Origin of the sequence: Pseudoalteromonas sp. APC 3691, from assembly GCF_030408135.1 — a bacterium.
Taxonomy (GTDB): domain Bacteria; phylum Pseudomonadota; class Gammaproteobacteria; order Enterobacterales; family Alteromonadaceae; genus Pseudoalteromonas.
This window is the reverse complement of sequence record NZ_JASDCB010000071.1, coordinates 1-21,994: the sequence shown is the minus strand read 5'-3', so window position 1 is coordinate 21,994 and position 21,994 is coordinate 1. Positions and strand designations below refer to the sequence as shown.

The following is a 21,994-nucleotide window of genomic DNA, read 5'->3' as shown; positions in this document are numbered from 1 at the left end:
CCAATGAGTATGTTCGTTAATCATAATGTGCCCTCAAACAAGATTTGAAGATCTGATCATGACATTGAGATTTAGTTCAAAAAAATCCCCGCTAATTTCTTAGCAGGGATTTGTGTATAAGAGACAGCTAAATAGCGGCATTTTTATTTTTAAGCTTTACTTAAAAGTAGCTAACAGCGTGAGTATTTGTTGTAACTTAATAACGGTTGTTTTAAGTTTTTCTTCATCAAAACCATCGTTAGATAAGCTTTCAACGTCAGCGGCTACGTCGAGTACGTAAGGCTTAAAACGTTTAGCTTCAAAGCTAAAACCAGCATCTTGTGCAAATAAGGCTTTAAATTTGCCATGGCCTTGCTGTTGTAGTTCATCGAGTTTTTTGTCGGCATCAAGCGCCTGACGATAAACAATTTTTAAATTAGTATTGAGTTGTTCAATAATTGAATCCATGGTTTTCCTAAAGCTTTGTACTGCATGGCCGACATAATACTTGGATTACATTTAAAAGTCAGGTTTGTTATATGAATATATCAGGCACAAGTTTACCCGCTGTTTCTGGCTCAGGCCAAGGCAGTGAGCTTTATAGCGCTGCTTTATCTAAAAAGCAGCAACTAGCAGATGGCGCAGCAGCACTTGCACTTATTGAAGGTGCTGCACAATCGTCAAGTGCACAAACACCGGCTAAGTCGGTAACTGCATCATTGGGTAACAACGTAAATATATATGTTTAAATTAGCTTAAGATCGATAGGTGTTTTGCTTTTTTGACCACCTATTTCTCTCACTAATTTAGGCACTAAAAATCCAGGCAGGGCTTTTAATAGCTCTGCCATTATTTTTATAGCGTCTTCTTCGTTAATATCAAAGTGGCTGGCCCCTTCAACTTTATCGAGCAAATACAAATAATACGGTAATACGTCTGCGTCAAATAACGCTTCGCTTAAATTTATTTGCGCATTGAGCGTATCGTTCACATCTTTTAAAATTACAGCTTGGTTTAAAAGCGTTACGTTTGCTTGTTTAAGCTTTTGCATAGCTGCTTTAAAGTCAGCGTCTATTTCGTTGGCGTGGTTTATGTGATTAATAAAAATAATTTTTAATGGCGATTTTGCTAATCGCTCACATAGCTCATCGGTTACCCGCGTGGGTATAACTACTGGTAAACGACTATGAATTCGCATTCGTTTAATTTGTGGTAATTGCTCAAGCTCATCTAAAAACCAACTTATTGCATCGTCTTTGGCCATGAGCGGATCGCCACCACTTAAAATCACTTCGTTTATATTGGCATCAGATTTTATGTAGCTTAGTGTTTCAAGCAGGCTTTTTTTATTAAGTTGGTTTTCTTGATACGGAAAATGCCTTCTAAAGCAGTAACGACAATTGACTGCACAGCCGGTTTTAAACATTACTAAAACACGTGATTTATACTTATGTAAAAGGCCGGGTTGTTCGTTGTCTTGCTCAAGTAGGGGATCTTTATTAAAACCCGACTTAGTTAAAAATTCTTGATGGCGTGGCATGACTTGCAATAAAAGAGGATCGTTTGGATCGCCTTTGCGTATTTTTTTTATAAAAGGGATAGGCACGCGTACCGGAAATAAACTGCGGGCTTTTAGGTCGTTTTCATGGACTTGGCTCGATAAACCGACCATTTCAAGCAAGGTTTTTGGGCAGGTAACTACATTTGCTAATTCTTTTTGCCAGTTTTTATGCAAATTTGCTTCATTTCTTTGTATCATTGGCATGTAGATTACTCGAAAAAATATAAATAGAGGAAACGATGGCGAATTATAGCACCAACGAGTTCAAGGGCGGCCTAAAAATTATGATGGACGGCGAGCCTTGCAGTATCTTAGAAAATGAAATGGTAAAACCTGGTAAAGGCCAGGCGTTCAACCGTGTTCGTATCCGTAAACTTATCTCTGGTAAGGTGCTTGAAAAAACCTTTAAATCGGGTGAATCAGTTGAAGGTGCTGATGTAATGGATACAGATTTAGCGTATCTATACACAGACGGCGAATTTTGGCATTTCATGAACAACGAAACATTTGAGCAAATTGCCGCTGACGAAAAAGCACTAGGCGATGCAGTTAAATGGTTAGTTGAAAATGATTTATGTACAATTACATTATGGAACGGCAGCCCTATTGCTGTTACACCACCAAACTTTGTTGAGCTTGAGATCACTGAAACAGATCCTGGCCTTAAGGGTGATACAGCGGGTACTGGTGGTAAACCAGCAACGCTTAGCACAGGCGCTGTAGTACGAGTTCCATTATTTGTACAAATTGGCGAAGTAATTAAAGTAGACACTCGTAACGGTGAATACGTAAGCCGTGTTAAGTAAGCTTTAACATTGTTTATAAAATCCCAGCTTAAGCTGGGATTTTTTTTGGAGAAAATATGTCAGCAGATCTTTGGGCCCCAAGCGCAAGCATTGAAACACTAAAACAACGTGCAGCAATATTACGTAACATTCGTGAGTTTTTTTATACGCGTAATGTAATGGAAGTAGAAACTCCTAGCTTAAGCAGTGCCAGTGTAACCGATGTGCATTTGGCCAGTTTTAACACCACATTTGTAGGTCCAGGGCACGCAGGTGGGCTTCCTCTTTTTTTACAAACATCTCCAGAGTTTGCTATGAAACGCTTGTTAGCAGCAGGCTCAGGCGCTATTTTTCAGCTTTGTAAAGCATTTAGAAATGAAGAAGCAGGTAGTCATCACAATCCCGAATTTACAATGCTTGAATGGTATCGCCCAGGCTTTGATGAATTTGCACTTATGGATGAAATGGATGAACTAATGCGGCTTGTTTTAGATGTTGAGCCGGCAACAAGGCTTACTTATCAGCAAGCGTTTGAACAAGCACTTGGGATCAATCCGCTAACAGCGAACATAGAGCAATTAAAGCAACTAGCGTGTGAGCATGGGTTTGCTGATATAGCCCAAAATGAAACGCATAAAGATACTTTACTGCAATTATTATTTTGTATGAAAGTGGAGCCCACAATAGGACAAGATAAGCCATGTTTTGTGTATCACTTTCCAGCTTCTCAAGCGGCACTTGCACAAATTTGTGAACACGATACACGCGTAGCAGGGCGCTTTGAGCTTTATTATAAAAATATGGAATTGGCGAATGGCTTTAACGAACTCACAAATGCCAGCGAGCAAGCTAAACGTTTTAATGAAGATAACGCATATCGCGCTGAAAACGGTTTAAAGCAAGTGCCAATGGATACGCGTTTAATTAAAGCGCTGGAGCATGGATTACCACAGTGCGCAGGGGTTGCTTTAGGGATTGATAGGTTGGTAATGCTCGCAACAAATAAAGAAAAAATTAAAGACGTAATAGCGTTTGATGTGCAAAGAGCGTAATGCTTAGCCTGTAGGCGTAGGTGTAATATTTGTAGGTGCGAATTTATTTCGCGCTCGTGTAATTTAACTTTATAAAAAAGCGAGGTATAAAACCTCACCTACAAATAAAAACACCGCGTTTAAATTAAACGCGGTGTTTTTATTTGCTTGCTGTAGCTTTCATTTGAAAGCCAACGGCTGTGCTTTACAGATTAAGTGTAAACGTAACACCTGCAACACGAGGCTCACCTAATTGTGTGTAGGTATGCGTTGTGTAACCATCTTGTGGATCGTTACCAAACTCAAAACCACGTGTAGGGACTGTCTCGTCAAACACGTTACGAGCCCACGCGCGAACTGCCCACATGTCTGCTTCGTAACCAAAGCTTAAGTTAACTAAGTTGCTGCTTGGTGCCTGTGAGTTATGACTATCTGAGAAGTAGTAGTCGTCCTTACCTTCAACACCAATCATACCGTAAAGCTCACTTGTAAAGTTATAGCGAGCAGTAAACGCATACTGGTATTTAGGTGACTGTGCTTGCTCACGACCGTCTTGGTTTAAGCCAGACTGCGTTACAAAGTCATCTATTTCAGTGTTTAAGTAACCAGCACTACCCGTTAAAAATAGATTATCAGTTAGTTGGTAACTACCTTCAACTTCTAATCCGTAGTTGCTACCAGAACTTGCGTTATCAACATAACCGGTAAATTGCTGACCTTCTACTTGCCATGCTTTTAACTGAATATCGTCGCGGTGCATGTAAAATGCAGCTAAGCGAAGCGTAAATTTGTCATCAAGCGATGAGCCTTTAACACCAAATTCGCCACTCCATAAATATTCAGGGTCGAAACTGGTGTGTTGCTGGAAAAAATCAGCGCTTAGGTTTAAGCCTTCATCTTTAGCTTTAGCAAGCGCTTCTGAGTTAATACCGCCAGCTTTGTAGCCACGCGTAATGCTGGTGTAGATCATAGTGCGATCAATCACTTGATATTCAAGTGCTATTTTACCGCCAACCATTACGTCGTCGGTGTCTTGTATAAAGCCATTGCTATCGGTGTAGTCGCCTTGGTATTGCTCTACACGTAAACCTGTAATTAATGTTGTTTTAGGGCCAATTGGAGTCGCTACTTGACCATATACTGCAACGTTACTCGTTTCGTAAGTTGAAGAAAACGGGCTTGCTAACCATGTGTATTGGCGCTCTAAATCAACGTCACGGTTTTGGTAATAAATACCCGCAACCCAGTTACCCGTTTTAGAATTAAACTGTAAATCTACAGACTGATCGTCGCGATCGCGGCTGTATAAATCAGTTGAGCTGTATCCATCTGGATGTAAGCCAGCAGCACATAACTTTGGCTCACTTGTATCGTTACATACCCAGTCTTCGTCAAAGCTGTAAAGTAATTCGGTATCGATAGCCGACAGGTTTAGATTTACATCAAAAGCGTCAAAACCCGTGTAAGTATTATTAACACCTATTGCGTAGCTTTGTTGATTATCTTGCCCTGGTTCATCGGCAACACTATTGCGGCTGTTATCAAGCGTAAACGCATCGTAACCATTGTTTATGTCAATATAGTGAAGGTTTAACTCAGTATTTAAATGCTTTGTAAGCTGGCTGTTTAATTTAAAACGCGCTACTTGCTCGTCTTGATTTTGTGTTTCGTCATTTAAGTACAGGTTATCTACGTAACCGTCTGACTTTCTACGAAAGTAGCTAACGCGTGCGCTAGTGTCATCTGTTAAGCCTGTGCTTGCTGCAATACCTGCTTCGCGGGTGTTGTATGTGCCAGCACCTACTTGTAATTTTAAGCTTGGATCGCTTGTGGCTTTAGCTGAACCCATTTGGATCATACCGGCCATGCCGTCTGCGCCAAAGCGTGTACCTTGTGGACCACGGTAAATTTCTACTTGGTCTATATCAAATAATAATGAGCTGCCACCAAGGCCAGAATAATTAATACCATCAATAACTAAGCCTACAGATGGATTAATAGGATCTACAAATTGTGAACGAAGTCCCACGCCACGAATTTGAATATAACGACCGCGCGACGCACCAGAAGCAAAATTTACATTGGCGGCACTGCCTAACACTTCGTCTAAGTAACTTGCACCACGTTGATTAATTTCATCTTCGCTGAATAAGCTCGCACTCGCGCTTAAAGTTTGAATGCTTTCGCGCTGAAAATCGCCGGTTACAACAATTCTTTCTAGGTCGCTATCATCAGCGTTAGCTGCAATTGGTGCACCAAGCAGCGGTAAAAGTGCGGCAGTAATTAAAGACAAACGTAAGTTCATTGGGTTACTTAACTCCATTTTAGGGACTCGTATGGTAGCAATTATTTAAACACATGTGCTATAAACGCGGCAATTATACGTTAAATAATCAGGATTACTAATATGACATTTAAAGTTGACTTCAAGGTACGTGATTACGAATGTGACTTACAAGGTATCGTAAATAACAGTGTTTATTTTAATTATTTAGAGCATGCTCGCCATGAATTTTTGTACGCACACGGTATTGATTTTGCTCAATTAGCGAAAGATAAAATTAACCTAGTCGTGATGCGCAGCGAAATGGACTATAAACATTCACTATTACCAGGTGATGAATTTTATGTGGCTGTGGAGCCGCAGCGTATTAGTCGTTTAAAATTTGCGTTTAAGCAAACGGTTATACGTAAAAGCGATGAAAAAGTAATGCTCAATGCACTGGTTATAGGAACGTCTGTTAATGAAAAAGGTAGACCGTTTTTACCAGAGCAAATAGATAACGTATTTAAAACTACAACTTAGTACTTAATCGCATAACTTTTGAACTATCATAGAACAAAAATTTACATTTAAAACATGCATTTTTAACGGATAAAGGGCATAAATATTGTTACAATTACATTAATTAGACAATTAGTTAGTAGTAGCATGAAATTAGCAGCAATACCGATGCTTATAGTCGGTTTATGTGTTGGTTGCGCATCAACAGGGACGGTTACCAGTGAGCAGCTTAAATACACCCAATGGCAATTATCACGTGTTGATGGTTTAGCAATTCCACCTTCGTTTAATGCATCAATGAGCTTTATTGAAGCACTGCAAGTAAACGGTTTTGCTGGCTGTAACAAATTTTTTGGTGAGGGCTCGCTTGAAGAAAGTAACCTTACCGTAAGTAAATTAGGAATGACGCGCAAGTCGTGCGGCGAAGACCTTGATGAGTTTGAGCAGCAGTTATTACAAGCCTTAAAGCAAGGTGCCGAGCTTAAAATGCAAGACCAGCAATTAGTCATGCAAGGCGAGCAAACATTTGTGTTTATCCCTAAATAATTTTAAGTTTTTGAAAAACAGCCCCTTGCGGGCAGTTTTTAACTGACGTACACTCAGTGCAGATTTGTTGGGTAATACCTTCAAATCAACGAACAGAATTTATATATCAATACTTGTCGGAGTGCCAAAGCTAAGTAATTAGTTTGTGGCTGAGATCGCGAAAGCGGGATCCGTGAACCTGATCAGGTTAATACCTGCGTAGGGAACAAGCTGCCTAAAATGGGACGCTTGTGCGTCTTTTTTTATGCGCACAATAAAGTGATTTTGTTTATTTTAGGCTGCAAAGTAGCATGTACGCTACTTTACGATCTTTCTCTATTCCTCGGAATATCTGACAAGACAACCCTTAAGCAATGAGGCAAGTCATGTCAAATACTACAAATAAAGCGTCACGCCGAGAAACCCGTGCTGCCGCGTCTGAATATATTTATAACTTAACGGGTCAACCGTTTCCAAATTCTCATAAAGTATACGTTGAAGGCACTCAACCTGGTGTGCGTGTTGGTATGCGTGAAATTACGTTAAGTGATACGTTTATTGGCGGTACAGATGAAAACCCTGTTTATGAGTCAAACGATCCGCTTCGTGTTTACGATACGTCGGGCCCGTATACCGATCCTAATTTTGAACTAGACGTGCGCAAAGGCTTACCAAAGTTTCGTGAACAATGGATTGAAAACCGTGGTGACACCGAAATTTTAGAATCAGTGACGTCGCAGTTTTCGCAGCAGCGCATGGCAGATGAAGGGTTAGATCATATTCGCTTTGATCACTTGCCAAAAATTCGCCGTGGTAAAACAGGAAAAAACGTAACGCAAATGCACTACGCACGCCAAGGGATTATTACCCCTGAAATGGAATACGTAGCTGTTCGTGAAAATATGGGACGTGCAGAAATTCGTAAAGAATTACTTGCGGCGCAGCATAAAGGCGAGTCGTTTGGTGCGAGTATTCCTGAATTTATTACCCCAGAATTTGTACGCGATGAAATAGCCCGTGGTCGCGCTATTTTACCAAATAATATAAACCATCCCGAAACAGAGCCTATGATTGTAGGTCGTAACTTTTTAGTAAAAGTTAACGCCAACATTGGTAACTCGTCGGTTAGCTCATCTATTGAAGAAGAAGTAGAGAAAATGGTGTGGTCTACCCGCTGGGGCGCAGACACCGTGATGGACTTATCAACGGGACGTTACATTCACGAAACCCGCGAATGGGTTGTACGTAACTCGCCTGTACCTATTGGCACAGTACCGATTTATCAAGCGCTTGAAAAAGTAAACGGTGTGGCTGAGGATTTAACGTGGGAGATTTTCCGCGATACGCTTATAGAGCAAGCCGAGCAGGGCGTTGATTACTTTACTATTCACGCCGGTGTACTGCTTCGCTACGTACCAATGACGGCTAAACGTGTAACCGGTATTGTGTCGCGCGGTGGCTCAATTATGGCTAAGTGGTGTTTAGCGCATCATAAAGAAAACTTTTTATACACGCACTTTGAAGATATTTGTGAAATTTTAAAACAATACGATGTGTGTTTTTCACTCGGTGATGGACTTCGACCTGGTTCTATTGCTGATGCCAACGATGAAGCGCAGTTTAGTGAGCTGCGCACATTAGGTGAACTGACTAAAATTGCGTGGAAGCACGACGTACAAGTATTTATTGAAGGCCCAGGGCATGTGCCAATGCACATGATTAAAGCCAATATGGACGAGCAATTAGAGCATTGCGACGAAGCGCCTTTTTATACTTTAGGCCCGCTAACGACAGATATTGCACCAGGGTACGATCATATCACCTCAGGTATTGGGGCGGCCCAAATAGCATGGTACGGCTGTGCAATGCTGTGTTATGTAACACCTAAAGAGCATTTAGGTCTGCCAAATAAAGAAGATGTTAAAGAAGGCTTAATTACCTACAAAATTGCAGCGCACGCCGCCGATTTAGCAAAGGGGCACCCAGGCGCGCAAGAGCGCGATAACGCGCTATCAAAAGCACGTTTTGAGTTTAGATGGCATGATCAATTTAATATTGGTTTAGATCCAGAGCGTGCTCGTGAGTATCACGACGAAACCCTTCCGCAAGAATCAGGCAAAGTGGCTCACTTTTGCTCTATGTGTGGTCCTAAATTTTGCTCTATGAAAATTAGCCAAGAAGTACGCGATTACGCTAAAGATTTAGAAACACGTGGTATTGATCCTAATAACGCTGGCGACGCTATTGAAATAAAAATGGTTGATGTAGAAGCCGAAATGAAAGCTAAGTCAGCTGAGTTTAAGCAAACAGGCTCAGAGATTTACCATAAAGCGGTATAAAGTAATTATCGCTAGAAGTTAGATATAAATGATAGATGAGATTTTATGCCTCGCTTTTTAATTGATTTTAGAGGCGCGAAGTAAATTCTCATCTACTTATATTACTAATAACTGCTTTGGAGGTTTTCGTGTCTTATAACATTGCGGTGGTTGGGTTTGGTTTAGCGGGCAGGTTAGCTGCCCTTACGCTGAGCAAACAGCACCATGTAACTGTTTTTGAAGCAGATGACGAGCATACTCAAAATAGCGCAGGTAAAGTGGCAGCAGCAATGCTTGCCCCGCTTGCAGAGTCGGTATTGTGCGAGGCTGATTTAGCTTTAATGGGTCTTGATTCAATGAAGCGCTGGCCCAGCATTATTGCCGAGCTTGAAAGTGAGGTTTTTTTTCAGCAGCAAGGCACTTTGGTCATTGCGCATCAGCAGGACAAAGGCGATTTACAAAGCTTTGCACAGCGTATAAAACCGCTAGCTGATCACACTGCCGAGCATATAAATGCTCAACAAATTACAATGCTTGAACCTGAACTTGCTGGGCGTTTTAACCAAGGCTTATTTTTACCCTGTGAAGGGCAAATTGATAACCAAGCATTTTATAAAGCCAGCTTTGCACAGCTCAACAAACGCAAAGTAAAGTTTGTATTTAACCAGCGCGTAACCATTGGCGACAACAAAATAAACAATCGACCATTCGATTATATTATTGATTGCCGTGGGCTTGGTGCTAAAAATACCCAAGATGATAAACCGCTTAGAGGTGTGCGTGGCGAAGTAGCAAGGTTATACGCACCTGAAGTGAGTTTAACGCGACCTGTGCGTTTAATGCATCCGCGTTACCCAATTTATATAGCGCCTAAACCTAATCATGAATATGTAATTGGTGCGACCGAAATAGAATCGCAAGATAGCGGCGCTGCTACAGTGCGATCAACTCTTGAGTTACTTTCAGCGGCTTATACCGTACACAGCGGATTTGCCGAAGCACGACTACTTAATATTCAAGCCGGATTACGCCCTGCATTTAGCGATAACCGCCCAGAAGTATCACAAGTTGGCAATGTAATTAGCATTAACGGCTTATATCGTCATGGTTATATGCTGGCGCCGGCATTAGTGGCGCAAGTAGTTTCACGAATAGAGTGAGAATAAAATGAACATTACAATTAATGGCGAGCTACTTAATGTTAATAGCAAAGCACTCGTTGAGGTACTTCAAAGCTTTGGTGCAGTTGCGCCTTTTGCTGTGGCTGTTAATGGCGAATTTATTCCACAAAGTCAGCACAGTAACTATGTACTTAATGAAGGCGACAGTGTTGAGTTGCTGTCACCCATTCAAGGCGGATAAAGCTCATGCAAACTAAAGACTGTTTAACTATTTATGGTGAGCAAGTAAATAGCCGTTTATTAATAGGCTCTGCGCTTTATCCGTCGCCCAACATTATGACCCAATCGATAGTCGCCTCAGGGGCTGAAATTGTAACCGTGTCGCTTAGGCGCCAACAAAGTGCAGCAGCAGGTGATGACTTTTGGCAGTTAATAAAAAATACAGGCTTAAAAATACTGCCTAATACCGCAGGGTGCCACAGTGTTAAAGAAGCGATAACGCTTGCAAAAATGTGCCGAGAGGTATTTGCCACCGACTGGATTAAGCTGGAGCTGATTGGCGATGATTACAATTTACAACCAGACCCTTTTACGCTACTTGAAGCCACAAAAATATTGATTAATGATGGCTTTAAAGTATTGCCTTATTGCACCGATGACTTAGTACTTTGCCAGCGCTTAAATGAGCTAGGGTGTGAGGTGCTTATGCCGTGGGGAGCGCCAATAGGCACCGGTAAAGGCTTGTTAAATAGCTATAATTTAAAAACTATTCGAGAGCGCTTACCCGATACCACATTAATAGTAGATGCAGGTTTAGGTTTGCCATCGCATGCCTGCCAAGCACTCGAAATGGGGTATGATGCGGTATTATTAAATTCAGCCATTGCAGGGGCGGGCTGCCCAATTACTATGAGCCGAGCATTTAAAGCCGCAGTTGAAGCAGGGCGCTTTGCATATCAAGCAAAAGCAATGCCTGAAAAAGACGTTGCAGCCCCATCAACTCCAACAATGGGTATGCCATTTTGGCATCAGCAGTGAAGGAAAAAATATGAATAACGTAGTGTGGACAATTGCCGGATCTGATTCGGGCGGCGGTGCAGGTATTCAAGCAGATATAAAAGCAATGCAAAGTTTTGGTGTACATGGCTGCACGGCAATTACGGCGCTTACTGCACAAAATAGTTTAGGCGTAGAAGCTATTAATGCGGTGTCTACCGATATTATTGAATCGCAGTTACTTGCGCTTGAAAAAGACATGAAAGCCAAAGTAATAAAAATTGGCATGTTAGCCAATGTGCAGCAAATTCAGTTGATCAGCGAACATATAAGTCATTATAAAGCTAAGTGGCCTGTGCCTCCCGTTATTGTATATGACCCTGTTGCGATTGCCTCAAGCGGTGACTTACTAACAGAAGAGGACACGGTAAGTGCAATAAAAGAATGTTTACTGCCGCTGGTGGATGTAATAACCCCAAACACCCATGAAACACAGTTATTAACCGGTGTGTATTTAATTGGCCCGGCTGCAATAAAAGAAGCGGCTAATAAGCTATTAAGCTGGGGTGCAAAAGCCGTTGTTATTAAAGGCGGACATTGGGATTACCCAAGTGGCTACTGCATTGATTATTGTATTGATAGTAATACACAAAATGGCGAAGAATATTGGTTAGGTAATCAAAAAATACAAACCCCGCATAACCACGGCACCGGATGCAGTATGGCTTCGGTAATTGCTGCATGTTTAGCTAAAGACTATCCATTAAAAGATGCCTTTATTTTAGCTAAAGCCTATATAAACCAAGGGCTAAAACAGTCGGTACGCTATGGCGAAGGGATTGGACCGGTTGCTCATACATCGTTTCCCACTAATTTAGCTGATTACCCACAAGTGATTGAACCGGGGAGCTGGCTGGGTGATGAGCTTGATTTTGATGTGCCGCTTGATTTTAATATGGCTGCTGATTTTGCACCTTGCGAAAGTAAATCGCTTGGCTTATATGCAGTTGTAGATAGTACCGATTGGCTAGAAAAGTGCTTACAACAAGGCATTAAAACAGCTCAGCTGCGCGTTAAGAATAAAACCCAAGATGAGCTTGATGGGCTCATTAAGCAAGCCGTTGAGCTGGGCAAGCAATACAACGCACAGGTATTTATAAACGATTACTGGCAGCTAGCTATTAAGCATGGTGCGTATGGTGTGCATTTAGGGCAAGAGGATTTAGAGATTGCTAATTTAGCCGCTATTAAAGACGCTGGGTTAAGGCTTGGGCTTTCTACTCATGGTTTTTATGAAATGCTACGTGCGCATAATTATCGCCCTAGTTATATGGCATTTGGTGCTATTTACCCAACTACAACAAAAGACATGACAGGGCAAATACAAGGTCTTGAAAAGCTCATTAAATTTGTACCACTTATGCAAAACTACCCAACAGTGGCAATAGGCGGTATTGATTTAAGCCGTGCAAAGCAGGTAGCGAAAACTGGCGTGGGTAGTGTTGCCGTAGTGCGTGCGATTACCGAAGCTGATAATTACGTAGAGGCTATAAGCGCTCTGCAAGTGGCCATAAGCAGTGCCAATTAAAACTAACAAGGCTGATAAACGTGAGTGAGCTAAGCGATAAAGAAACCCTGCGTTATAGCCGCCATTTGTTGCTTGAAGAAGTTGGGCTTGAAGGGCAATTAGCACTTAAATCCTCAACGGTTGCAGTAGTGGGGGCTGGTGGTTTAGGTAGCCCAGCACTTTTATATTTAGCCGCTGCGGGTGTTGGAACGCTTATTTTAATTGACGATGACGAGGTCGAGCTTTCAAACTTACAGCGCCAAGTGCTTTATAAAATAAATCACTTAGGACAAAGCAAGGTCGCTGCAGCGGGTAAAGTATTAGCGAGCCTGAATAATAAAATAAACATAGTAACGCATTGCCAAAAGTTAGATGAGAGTAACGCCACTAATATTCTAAAAGGGGCTGATATAGTACTTGATTGCTCTGATAACTTTAGTACTCGCTATAGTGTTAATCGTTATTGTATTACTAATAAAACACCGTTAATTTCGGGTGCTGCACTCGCAACCAAAGGGCAGTTAATGGGCTTTGATTTTAGGCAAAGTAATAGCCCGTGTTATGGCTGTGTTTTTCCACAAAGCGAAGCTATAGCAGTTATAAATTGCAGTAACGCAGGGGTGATTAGCCCGCTACTTGGTGTAATAGGCTCTATGCAGGCTCAACTTACGCTCAACTTATTACTAGGTCATTTAAGTGGCAGTGTATTTATAACGTTTGATGCGCTTACTTTAAAGCAGCAGCACTTTAAAGTGATTAAAGATTCAGAGTGTAAAGAGTGTGGAAAATAGGTTTTGAAGGGGCTTGTGCCTGTTATTACATGTGGCTTTAAGAAACTAAAATCTGCGCTTTTCGCGTGAGCAAGCTTCACGCCAACATATCAAACTTCTGCACCAAGCTTGTTGATGCACAGCTTTCTGGCGTGACGAGCAAAGCTCGTAATTTCTATGCCAGATATCTTCTCATTTACTCCTCTTTTGCTTCTCTTAGTGCAATAAGATCTTAAGTGATTTATTCACAAAGAGGTTAAGAGGGCGCTTCGCTTTAGAGAAGCCAATTAATAGTTATCAGTTATAAATATTAAAAGCGGCGCTTTACGCGTGTGCAGGCTTTACCCCTTCAAAAATAAAAAACCGCGTTAATTAAACGCGGTTTTTTTAATTTCGAATTAACGATTTATTTTAGTCGTTAATTTTTGCAAACGCAGTACCTAAGCGAGTAACCACTTCAGGTAGTTGATCGTCCAATATTTCAGCTTTATCAGCACCCCATGCAAGTACCACAGTAGAGCCTAATTTAAAGCGACCCATCTCTTCACCCTTTTTAAGCGTGATAGCGTTATCGCCAGTGGTTGGGTATTTCCAACTAAATACATCGCTACCTGCTGGTGGCGTGACAGTGCCTGCCCAAATAGTTTCTATGCTGGCTACAATTGTTGCGCCAACAAGTACCATTGCAAGCGGACCAATTTCAGTTTCAAAAATTGCGACTACCCGTTCGTTACGTGCAAACAAGTTAGGCACGTTTTGCGCTGTAAGTGGGTTTACTGAAAATAAATCACCTGGCACGTAAATCATTTTGCTTAGTGTGCCATCAATTGGCATATGAATACGGTGGTAATCTTTAGGTGCTAAATAAATAGTGGCAAACTTACCGCCTAAAAATGGTGTTGTATCATCTTGTGAGCCGCCTAGTAGCGCTTGTAAGCTGTAATCGTGGCCTTTAGCTTGTATTAGCTGTCCGTCAACAATATCGCCTAGCTGGCTGATTGCGCCATCCACTGGATGAATGATGATATTGCTATCTTCTACCATTGGGCGCATGCCGTCTTTTAAAGGGCGAGTAAAAAATTCATTAAAGCTTTTATAATGAGCCGGATCTGGGTATTGGGCTTCGCTCATATCTACTTTATACTGTTTAATAAATAGTTTAATTAAAGTCGTTGTTAAAGCACCCGCTTTTGCAGCAGCTAATTTGCCGACTACGCGTGAAATAAAATGTTTTGGCATTGCGTACTGCATTGCGATTTTAAATTTGTCTAAACTCACAGTATTTTTCCTAAATTATACGCGAGGCGCACGGGCGCCTGCACGGCCATCGGCCATTGTTTCTAAAATTCGGTGGTAGCTGTCAAAGCGCAATTGAGAAATTCTTCCATCGGCTACTGCTTCTTTAACGATGCAACCCGGATCGTTTAAATGTTTACAGTCTCTAAAGCGGCACCCGCCTATAAATTCTCTAAACTCTTTAAAGCACCACGTTACACGCTCAACATCTAAATGCCATAAACCAAACTCACGAATACCTGGCGAGTCGATTAGGTTACCGCCACTTGGTAAATGGTGAAGTCGCGAAACTGTCGTTGTGTGCTGGCCGAGGCCGCTGTTTTCAGATACTTCTTTAGTTAATATTTCAGCGTTAGGCAATACAGTATTAACGAGGGTTGATTTACCCACACCACTTTGGCCAACAAAAATATTATTTTTATCAACAAGTACTTCTTTTAATTTATCAATACCATCGCCTGATATATTACTAACAAGAAGTACTTGGTAATCAAGTTTACGATAGATATCGAGAACTTTTTGTATTTCGTTAAGGCCCGCTTCGTCAATTAAATCGGTTTTATTGAGCACTAAAATTGGCTCAATGCCCATATCTTCACAGGCTATTAAATAACGGTCGATAATACTGGGTGTAAATTCGGGTAATACAGCCGATACCATGAGTATTTGGTCAATGTTTGCTGCGATTACTTTTACACCGTCGTAAAAGTCAGGGCGGGTAAGTTGCGAGCGACGCTCTTGCGTGGCTTCAATTACACCGGCTAAATCACCCTCACTTACTTTGGCACGGCGAAACAATACTTCATCACCACATACTAAATTAGACACAGTACGGCGTATATTACAGCGAAGTACATCGCCATTTTCAGTTTCGACATCGGCGTGTTGGCCAAAACGACTGATCACAATTGCGCTCTCGACCTGACCTAAGTTATCGGTTTGCCATTCTTGCGCCCCTTTTTTAGCCGGTCTTGAGTCTGCGCTATTAATGCGCTTTTGGTGATTGGCCTTGATCTGACGCGATTGGCCTTTACTTAATTTTTTTTGTTTTGCCACTGGAGGCCTATAACCTTAGTTAAATGTCGCTTTTCCTAAAAAAAGCTTTAGCTCGACGGTTGATGCTAATATGATATATCGAAATGCGTTGGATCTAAAGGAAAGCACCGCTTAGGTAATTATGACTATTAATAAATCAAATTTAATTTGGCTCGATCTTGAAATGACAGGGCTCGAACCAGAGACCGATAAAATACTCGAAATTGCGACGGTTGTCACTGACGCAGACCTGAATATATTAGCCGAAGGGCCAACTATCGCTATTCATCAAAGTGATGAATTACTAAATGGCATGGACGAGTGGTGTACTACTCAACATGGTAAGTCGGGTTTAACAGCACGCTGCAAAGCAAGTACTTTTGATGAAGCCTATGCTGTAGAGCAAACTTTAGCGTTTTTAAAGCAGTGGGTACCAGCAGGCACTTCGCCAATGTGTGGTAATTCAATTGGTCAAGACCGCCGCTTTATGAATAAATATATGCGCGAGCTTGAAGACTTCTTTCATTACAGAAATCTTGATGTGAGTACTATTAAAGAATTAGCACGTCGCTGGAAACCCGAAGTGCTTGCAAAAGTGAACAAAAAAGGCTCACACCTTGCTTTGGATGACATTAAAGATTCGATTATGGAATTAAAAGTCTATAGAGAAAATTTCTTTAATTTGTAAAAAACACTTGCAAACACATCGGATTATTGTAGAATCCTGCCCCGCTCAAGACGATAACCCACGCGGGGTTAGTGTGTTTGAGTTGTTTTTATTGTGGTCGTTTTACATCCATAATTAAAATGCGGTACTAGCTCAGTTGCTAGAATGTTGAACGCGACCCGTCGCGCACCAACGTAAAATAACTGAAGAAGTGAAAATGCGGTACTAGCTCAGTTGGTAGAGCGCGACCTTGCCAAGGTCGAGGTCACGAGTTCGAGCCTCGTGTACCGCTCCAATTTCTAACCAAAAGAAATTGAAGTGAATAAAAGCTAGCTCAGTTGCTAGGATGTTGAACGCAATTTATTGCGCATCAATAAAATAACTGAAAAATGCGGTACTAGCTCAGTTGGTAGAGCGCGACCTTGCCAAGGTCGAGGTCACGAGTTCGAGCCTCGTGTACCGCTCCAATTTCTAACCAAAAGAAATTGTAGTGATAGTAAATTTAGTTATACGGTACTAGCTCAGTTGCTAGAATGTTGAACGCGACCTGTCGCGCTTAAGCGTAAAATAACTAAAGAAATAAAAATGCGGTACTAGCTCAGTTGGTAGAGCGCGACCTTGCCAAGGTCGAGGTCACGAGTTCGAGCCTCGTGTACCGCTCCAATCTTTTTATATTCTTTCAAAATTTTCTATATTAAAAATCATAAATAAAATTATAATTTAAAATCTCTCTTATCTACTTTATTCTATGTGCAATATTCAGCATTGAAGTTTTGGTTGTTAGAAGCTATCGCTTCGCGCGAGCTCAGCGCCACAAGAAAGGTGTCGTACTTTGAAGTTATGAGGTATGAGTGAGGTACAGAAGAGCTAATACTTTGAAACCTGAAGATTTTGTTAAAATAGCTCCCCTTGAATAGTTGCTATAACTCGTCTAGAGCCACCAGAATCACGATGTTCACCTAAATAAATGCCTTGCCATGTACCTAACGCTAAATAACCATTTGAAATAGGAATACTTAGCTCGCAGCCTAACGTACTGGTTTTTATGTGTGCAGGCATGTCGTCGTCACCTTCATAATCGTGGCGATAATAAGGTTGACGCTCAGGAACGAATTTATTGAAATGGCTTTCCATGTCCATACGAACAGTGGGATCTGCATTTTCGTTTATTGTAAGGCTCGCTGAGGTATGCTGAATAAATAAATGTAATAAGCCTATTTTGTAACTCGCCAGTTCAGGAAGTTGAGATAATATTTCGTCATCAATTATATGAAAACCTCGCTGGCGAGGCTTTAATGTAATTTGCTTTTGCTGCCAACTCATAGTTTATCGAAGCTAACTTCAATGTTTGCATTACCAGCATCACAACTAAATGGCATGATGATTTTTTTACCTTGGCTTTTATGAGTAATTGTATGACCTTTACCCGATACCACAATAGGCGTTGCCATATCAAAGTCGAAGCCTTTCTCGCCAAGTAAATTTTTAGCACCACCAGTTACCATGTTGGTTATTTCGCCAACCATATCGGTAACTTCTTCATCTATGGTATCAGGGCGTTCGCCAAGCATACGCTCCATGATGGTTAATGCTAATCCTTCATCAAATGTAATTGAAAATGATCCTCGCGTTTGCGGGCCAACCATACCAATCAAACCTGATACATCACCACAGGCTATCTCATCAGTTTTAATGCGAGGTTTACCCGGCTTCAATTGAGTTTGAGCCATAGTGCTTAAAACATTAATTAAAGAAGATAAAAAAGGATTGATGAATTCTACATTCATAGTGGCTACTCTTAAATTTGTTCTGTGAAATGACTATATAGTTTGAGTATAGTCACTAAGGATAACTTTGAAGGATTATGATGCTCTGCAAGATTCACATTTACCATGTGCTTCTATTGTTTGACCTGATACGACAAAGCCACCTTCGGCAGCTAGATTATTAAGCTCATGCGAAATTACACTCGAGTGTAATTCTTTAACAAAGCCACATGTATCGCAAATTAATAATTGTACCGGGTGAATATGATCAAAATGATGGCACAGCATAAATGCATTTGTGCTTTCAATTTTATGAATAAAACCTAGTTCAGCTAAAAAGTCTAATGCACGATAAATAGTTGCAGGTTTAGCACCTGTTTCAGTTACTTTTAATTGCTCAAGCAAATCGTATGCACCAACACCACCTTGTGCGCTGGCTAATAGGCGAAATACTTTCTCGCGGATAGGCGTAAAACGCGCACCACGGTTGTCACAAACTTGTTTTGCTTTACTTACGAGTGATTCTATATTCATCATTACTCTTATCCTTATGCTACCGTGATATACTAACATACTGTGTTGTAGTTGCAGCGTTTTTATTAAGCGCTTTTTACCTAGGAAACCCAGTAATGCACGAACTATTGGCTATATTTATTTTCTTTTTTGCGGTTATTGACCCCATTGGCACTGTACCTGTATTTATTGCAGTCACACGTGGTGATGATGAGAAATTTAAACGTAAAGTTATATTTAAAGCGGTAGGTGTATCTGCATTAGTGCTCTTATTTTTTGTACTCGCAGGTGAGCAATTACTTAACGCAATTGAAATTCCACTTTCGGCTTTTCAAATAGCCGGCGGTATCATATTACTTATTTTTGCGCTTTCAATGATATTTGGTGAAAGTAAGCCTGAAGCCGAAATTAAAAGTGTACGCGACAGCACTGAAACCGCTATTTTTCCGCTTGCGATTCCGTCTATCGCGAGCCCTGGCGCTATGTTAGGTGCTGTATTAATGACCCGCAATGAAGAATATACCTGGGTTGAGCAGTTACTAACGTCTTCAATGATGCTTGCTGTATTAGCGGTTGTACTGGTTTTATTGCTGCTTGCAACGCACGTACATAGATTAATTGGTGATAGTGGTGCAAGTATAATAAGTAGAATTATGGGGCTTATTTTAAGCTCGGTTGCGGTTACCAATATTTTAAATGGCATAGCCCATTATTTTGGCTTGCAGGTATTCTCTTAACATTGATGCCTGCCAGGCTTTTGTGTAAAATGCAGCGCCTTTTAAGCTGTGCTTAATGACCTGAGGTTGATAATTCAATAGATTTAAAGTTCTCAAAAGAGAACAGTGACTTTAAATACATAAGACTGGCAACTATCCTGTAGCATTAAGAAATTTAGGGTTCTTTTCTGAGGAGTTCAGATTAACTGATACCCTTTTTAATTGTATTGCTATTGTATATACAAAGTTGTAAAATTATCTCCTATAATATAAAAAAGGATTTTTATGGGATTACAAATTTCAACATCCGTACGGCATAAATTAGCTACTAAGCATTCTGTAACTGAGAGTGAGATAATTGAATGCTTCTCATCTAGGGAGGTTGGTTCAAAATACTTGATGGATGATAGAGCTGACCATAAAAGTAATCCCCCAACACTTTGGTTTATTGGTACAACAGATGCTGGAAGGTGCCTTAAAGTGGTATTTATTGCCTTTCAAGATACAGGTGATGTAGTAATAAAAACAGCGTATGAAGCAAATTCCGCTGAAATTAAAATCTATAATGAAAAGGCATAAATAGTAAGCCTAAAAATTTATTATAGGATGGATGAAAAGTAACGGATTACTCTTAAAAGAGGTATAAATCATGGTAGATAAAATAGAAAGTACATCAGAAGCATGGGAAAGTAGAACATTAGGTTGTGATGAAAACCATGCGGTTGCGGTTGAGTTAAATGAAGATTTCATTAATGAATCTTTAGCATTACAAATGATTTCAATTCGCTTACAGAAAACACTAATTGAAGATTTAAAAATGATCGGTCAATTAAATGGAATCGGTTATCAACCATTAATTCGACAAGTTCTCAAAAGATTCGCAGACTCAGAGAAAAAGCAGCTTTTACGAGAGCAAGCTTCTCAGCTAACGAACAGCCCTGATGATGAGAGTAGCTCAGAGCCAAAGCAGGCTTGCGGCTAAGAGAACTAATAAAAAAGCCCGCTATCTAGCGGGTTTTTTTTATAGCTGTTATGAGCTGTTGATTGTTAACTTATTTTTTCAAACCAAATCAAATATAACGCTAGATATACTGCATTTCCCCAGTCCGTTTGTGTATAATCCCTCGCCTACTTTTATATTTTTATTATCAACTCACATATTTATGTAAGTTATTGATCTGTCCTACTCTGCGAGGGTGCCTATAGGGCCACCATCTAGGTAATTCAAGGCAGTTAAAAGCAACTCGGAGCAGCAATTTTATGAACGAAGAAACCCTTGGAGGTGTTCTAATGTCTGGGGAACCAGTAAAAACAAGCTTTCGTAGAATGTCTGTTGCACCAATGCTTGATTGGACTGATCGCCATTGTCGTACTTTTCATCGCAAAATGACTAAACATACTGTGCTTTATACTGAAATGATAACCACAGGGGCTATTTTATTTGGTCGAGGCGACTACTTACATTTTAATAAACACGAAGGCCCAGTTGCACTGCAACTTGGTGGCTCTGATCCTAAAGCGCTTGCGCAATGTGCAAAGCTCGCAGGTGAGCGTGGTTATGACGAAATAAATTTAAATGTAGGTTGCCCGTCAGACAGAGTTCAAAATGGTCGATTTGGCGCATGCTTAATGGCTGAGCCTCAATTAGTTGCGGACTGTGTTGCAGCAATGAAAAACGAAGTAAGTATTCCTGTAACTGTTAAAACGCGTATTGGTATTGATGAGCAAGATTCGTATGAGTTTTTATGTGCGCTTATTGAAGCGTCTCATAAAGTAGGATGTGATGATTTTATTATTCATGCTCGTAAAGCATGGCTTAATGGTTTAAGCCCGAAAGAAAATCGTGAAGTCCCACCGCTTGATTACCCACGTGTTTATCAACTTAAAAAAGATTATCCGCAGCTAGACTTAAGCCTAAATGGCGGCGTTAAAACAATTGAGCAGAGCCTAGAACATCTACAACATATTGATGGTGTAATGATTGGGCGTGAAGCTTACAGTAACCCATTTATGCTCAATGACGTTGATGAGAAAATTTATGGTGATGCTGCAAACACACAATCACGCCACGACGTAGTGCGCTCAATGTACAGCTACATTGAAGAAGAAATGCGTTTGGGTGCTAATTTTTGGCATATTGCACGTCACATGCTCGGTATTTTTCAGGGGCAGCCTGGTGCGCGAGGTTTTAGACGCCATCTTTCTGAAAGTGGTCACGGTAAGCAAGCTGATTTATCGGTAATGGATAAAGCATTAAGCTTTGTACCAGAATAAAGCTAAGCTTTAAAAATTCTAAATTTTAGCCACTTTCGAGTTAACACCGATCAGTTAAGGTATTTTTGATCGGTTGACCGATCTTTTGGTTGCTTCACAATACCCTTATCATCTTTTGATTATGAGGGTATTTTTATGCTTAGTCATTGGTTACTTGATACGGATATATTCGCCACTCCTGACTCTTTATCTACATTTCAGAAACATATCCCTCTTGAGTGGATTTCTAATGTGCTCGAGCAGACCGATAAAGCAAGTATTCGCAAACGTAAGTTACCTGCTGAGCTTG

25 protein-coding genes, 3 tRNA genes and 1 riboswitch are annotated in these 21,994 nt (G+C 40.8%); of the genes, 20 read left to right on the top strand and 8 right to left on the bottom strand.

Going from position 1 to position 21,994, the window contains the following annotated elements:
* Positions 1 to 156: 156 nt before the first annotated feature.
* Positions 157 to 447, bottom strand: a complete 291-nt coding sequence (locus QL998_RS17700; RefSeq protein ID WP_002960798.1) for a hypothetical protein — start codon at positions 445 to 447, stop codon at positions 157 to 159.
* A gap of 71 nt (positions 448 to 518) precedes the next feature.
* Between QL998_RS17700 and QL998_RS17695 the strand changes: the two genes are divergently transcribed.
* Positions 519 to 728: a hypothetical protein gene (locus QL998_RS17695; protein ID WP_002960797.1), complete on the top strand. Its 210-nt coding sequence runs from the start codon at positions 519 to 521 to the stop codon at positions 726 to 728.
* Here QL998_RS17695 and epmB read toward each other — a convergent pair.
* A complete protein-coding gene (epmB, locus tag QL998_RS17690; RefSeq protein WP_290193186.1) occupies positions 725 to 1,738 on the bottom strand; it encodes an EF-P beta-lysylation protein EpmB in 1,014 nt (337 codons plus the stop codon). The two genes, QL998_RS17695 and epmB, sit on opposite strands and share 4 nt — an antisense overlap.
* Before the next feature lie 41 nt (positions 1,739 to 1,779).
* On the opposite strand from epmB, the gene efp reads away from it, so the two are divergent.
* Positions 1,780 to 2,346, top strand: a complete 567-nt coding sequence (gene efp, locus QL998_RS17685) for an elongation factor P (RefSeq protein WP_024596699.1) — start codon at positions 1,780 to 1,782, stop codon at positions 2,344 to 2,346.
* A gap of 56 nt (positions 2,347 to 2,402) precedes the next feature.
* Complete coding sequence (gene epmA, locus QL998_RS17680) at positions 2,403 to 3,377, top strand: elongation factor P--(R)-beta-lysine ligase (RefSeq protein WP_290193185.1); 975 nt, start codon at positions 2,403 to 2,405, stop codon at positions 3,375 to 3,377.
* A gap of 184 nt (positions 3,378 to 3,561) precedes the next feature.
* Here epmA and QL998_RS17675 read toward each other — a convergent pair whose 3' ends face one another.
* A complete protein-coding gene (locus tag QL998_RS17675) occupies positions 3,562 to 5,679 on the bottom strand; it encodes a TonB-dependent receptor (protein ID WP_290193184.1) in 2,118 nt (705 codons plus the stop codon).
* 84 nt (positions 5,680 to 5,763) lie between these two features.
* Between QL998_RS17675 and QL998_RS17670 the strand changes: the two genes are divergently transcribed.
* The 8 genes from QL998_RS17670 (at position 5,764) to QL998_RS17635 (ending at position 13,459) form a co-directional block, all read left to right on the top strand.
* Complete coding sequence (locus QL998_RS17670; RefSeq protein WP_010555268.1) at positions 5,764 to 6,162, top strand: acyl-CoA thioesterase; 399 nt, start codon at positions 5,764 to 5,766, stop codon at positions 6,160 to 6,162.
* Positions 6,163 to 6,288: 126 nt separating this feature from the next.
* Complete coding sequence (locus QL998_RS17665; RefSeq protein WP_010555269.1) at positions 6,289 to 6,687, top strand: META domain-containing protein; 399 nt, start codon at positions 6,289 to 6,291, stop codon at positions 6,685 to 6,687.
* Positions 6,688 to 6,794: 107 nt separating this feature from the next.
* A riboswitch (TPP riboswitch) is annotated at positions 6,795 to 6,909 on the top strand.
* Between the two features lie 143 nt (positions 6,910 to 7,052).
* Positions 7,053 to 9,005 carry a phosphomethylpyrimidine synthase ThiC gene (thiC, locus tag QL998_RS17660; protein ID WP_290193183.1) on the top strand — a complete coding sequence of 651 codons (1,953 nt, stop codon included), beginning with the start codon at positions 7,053 to 7,055 and terminating at the stop codon, positions 9,003 to 9,005.
* A 128-nt stretch (positions 9,006 to 9,133) separates the two neighbouring features.
* The gene (locus QL998_RS17655; RefSeq protein ID WP_290193182.1) at positions 9,134 to 10,144 is read left to right on the top strand and encodes an FAD-dependent oxidoreductase; all 1,011 of its coding nucleotides are present in this window, start codon (positions 9,134 to 9,136) and stop codon (positions 10,142 to 10,144) included.
* Positions 10,145 to 10,151: 7 nt separating this feature from the next.
* Entirely contained in the window at positions 10,152 to 10,346 is a 195-nt protein-coding gene (gene thiS, locus QL998_RS17650; RefSeq protein ID WP_290193181.1) for a sulfur carrier protein ThiS, read from the top strand.
* Between the two features lie 5 nt (positions 10,347 to 10,351).
* Entirely contained in the window at positions 10,352 to 11,143 is a 792-nt protein-coding gene (locus tag QL998_RS17645) for a thiazole synthase (RefSeq protein WP_290193180.1), read from the top strand.
* Positions 11,144 to 11,153: 10 nt separating this feature from the next.
* A complete protein-coding gene (gene thiE / locus QL998_RS17640; RefSeq protein WP_290193179.1) occupies positions 11,154 to 12,689 on the top strand; it encodes a thiamine phosphate synthase in 1,536 nt (511 codons plus the stop codon).
* A gap of 20 nt (positions 12,690 to 12,709) precedes the next feature.
* Entirely contained in the window at positions 12,710 to 13,459 is a 750-nt protein-coding gene (locus tag QL998_RS17635) for a HesA/MoeB/ThiF family protein (RefSeq protein WP_290193178.1), read from the top strand.
* Positions 13,460 to 13,849: 390 nt separating this feature from the next.
* Here QL998_RS17635 and asd read toward each other — a convergent pair whose 3' ends face one another.
* Both asd and rsgA read right to left on the bottom strand, forming a co-directional pair.
* Positions 13,850 to 14,716 carry an archaetidylserine decarboxylase gene (asd, locus tag QL998_RS17630; protein WP_004336058.1) on the bottom strand — a complete coding sequence of 289 codons (867 nt, stop codon included), beginning with the start codon at positions 14,714 to 14,716 and terminating at the stop codon, positions 13,850 to 13,852.
* A 15-nt stretch (positions 14,717 to 14,731) separates the two neighbouring features.
* The gene (gene rsgA / locus QL998_RS17625) at positions 14,732 to 15,790 is read right to left on the bottom strand and encodes a small ribosomal subunit biogenesis GTPase RsgA (protein WP_010554253.1); all 1,059 of its coding nucleotides are present in this window, start codon (positions 15,788 to 15,790) and stop codon (positions 14,732 to 14,734) included.
* Positions 15,791 to 15,911: 121 nt separating this feature from the next.
* On the opposite strand from rsgA, the gene orn reads away from it, so the two are divergent.
* The 4 genes from orn (at position 15,912) to QL998_RS17605 (ending at position 17,099) form a co-directional block, all read left to right on the top strand.
* Complete coding sequence (gene orn, locus QL998_RS17620; RefSeq protein WP_007585019.1) at positions 15,912 to 16,457, top strand: oligoribonuclease; 546 nt, start codon at positions 15,912 to 15,914, stop codon at positions 16,455 to 16,457.
* Between the two features lie 198 nt (positions 16,458 to 16,655).
* Positions 16,656 to 16,731 (top strand) — tRNA-Gly (locus QL998_RS17615).
* A 96-nt stretch (positions 16,732 to 16,827) separates the two neighbouring features.
* A tRNA-Gly gene (locus QL998_RS17610) sits at positions 16,828 to 16,903 on the top strand.
* A 120-nt stretch (positions 16,904 to 17,023) separates the two neighbouring features.
* Positions 17,024 to 17,099, top strand: a tRNA-Gly gene (locus QL998_RS17605).
* Between the two features lie 231 nt (positions 17,100 to 17,330).
* Here the strand turns inward: QL998_RS17605 and QL998_RS17600 are convergent.
* The 3 genes from QL998_RS17600 to QL998_RS17590 form a co-directional block, all read right to left on the bottom strand.
* On the bottom strand, positions 17,331 to 17,759 hold the full coding sequence (locus QL998_RS17600) for a secondary thiamine-phosphate synthase enzyme YjbQ (protein WP_010554254.1): 429 nt from the start codon (positions 17,757 to 17,759) through the stop codon (positions 17,331 to 17,333).
* On the bottom strand, positions 17,756 to 18,223 hold the full coding sequence (locus tag QL998_RS17595; RefSeq protein WP_007580265.1) for a chemotaxis protein CheX: 468 nt from the start codon (positions 18,221 to 18,223) through the stop codon (positions 17,756 to 17,758). The genes QL998_RS17600 and QL998_RS17595 overlap by 4 nt, the downstream gene beginning before the upstream one ends.
* Before the next feature lie 75 nt (positions 18,224 to 18,298).
* The gene (locus QL998_RS17590; protein ID WP_007580267.1) at positions 18,299 to 18,736 is read right to left on the bottom strand and encodes a transcriptional repressor; all 438 of its coding nucleotides are present in this window, start codon (positions 18,734 to 18,736) and stop codon (positions 18,299 to 18,301) included.
* A 95-nt stretch (positions 18,737 to 18,831) separates the two neighbouring features.
* Between QL998_RS17590 and QL998_RS17585 the strand changes: the two genes are divergently transcribed.
* From QL998_RS17585 to QL998_RS17565, 5 genes are all read left to right on the top strand, one after another.
* On the top strand, positions 18,832 to 19,452 hold the full coding sequence (locus QL998_RS17585; protein ID WP_007580269.1) for a MarC family protein: 621 nt from the start codon (positions 18,832 to 18,834) through the stop codon (positions 19,450 to 19,452).
* Positions 19,453 to 19,716: 264 nt separating this feature from the next.
* Positions 19,717 to 20,010 carry an ADP-ribosyl-(dinitrogen reductase) hydrolase gene (locus QL998_RS17580; RefSeq protein ID WP_170071673.1) on the top strand — a complete coding sequence of 98 codons (294 nt, stop codon included), beginning with the start codon at positions 19,717 to 19,719 and terminating at the stop codon, positions 20,008 to 20,010.
* Positions 20,011 to 20,080: 70 nt separating this feature from the next.
* Complete coding sequence (locus QL998_RS17575) at positions 20,081 to 20,413, top strand: hypothetical protein (protein ID WP_170071674.1); 333 nt, start codon at positions 20,081 to 20,083, stop codon at positions 20,411 to 20,413.
* A 308-nt stretch (positions 20,414 to 20,721) separates the two neighbouring features.
* Positions 20,722 to 21,705, top strand: a complete 984-nt coding sequence (gene dusA, locus QL998_RS17570) for a tRNA dihydrouridine(20/20a) synthase DusA (protein ID WP_290193177.1) — start codon at positions 20,722 to 20,724, stop codon at positions 21,703 to 21,705.
* Positions 21,706 to 21,840: 135 nt separating this feature from the next.
* On the top strand, positions 21,841 to 21,994 hold a 154-nt coding region (locus QL998_RS17565), incomplete at its 3' end, for a transposase domain-containing protein (protein ID WP_182198119.1).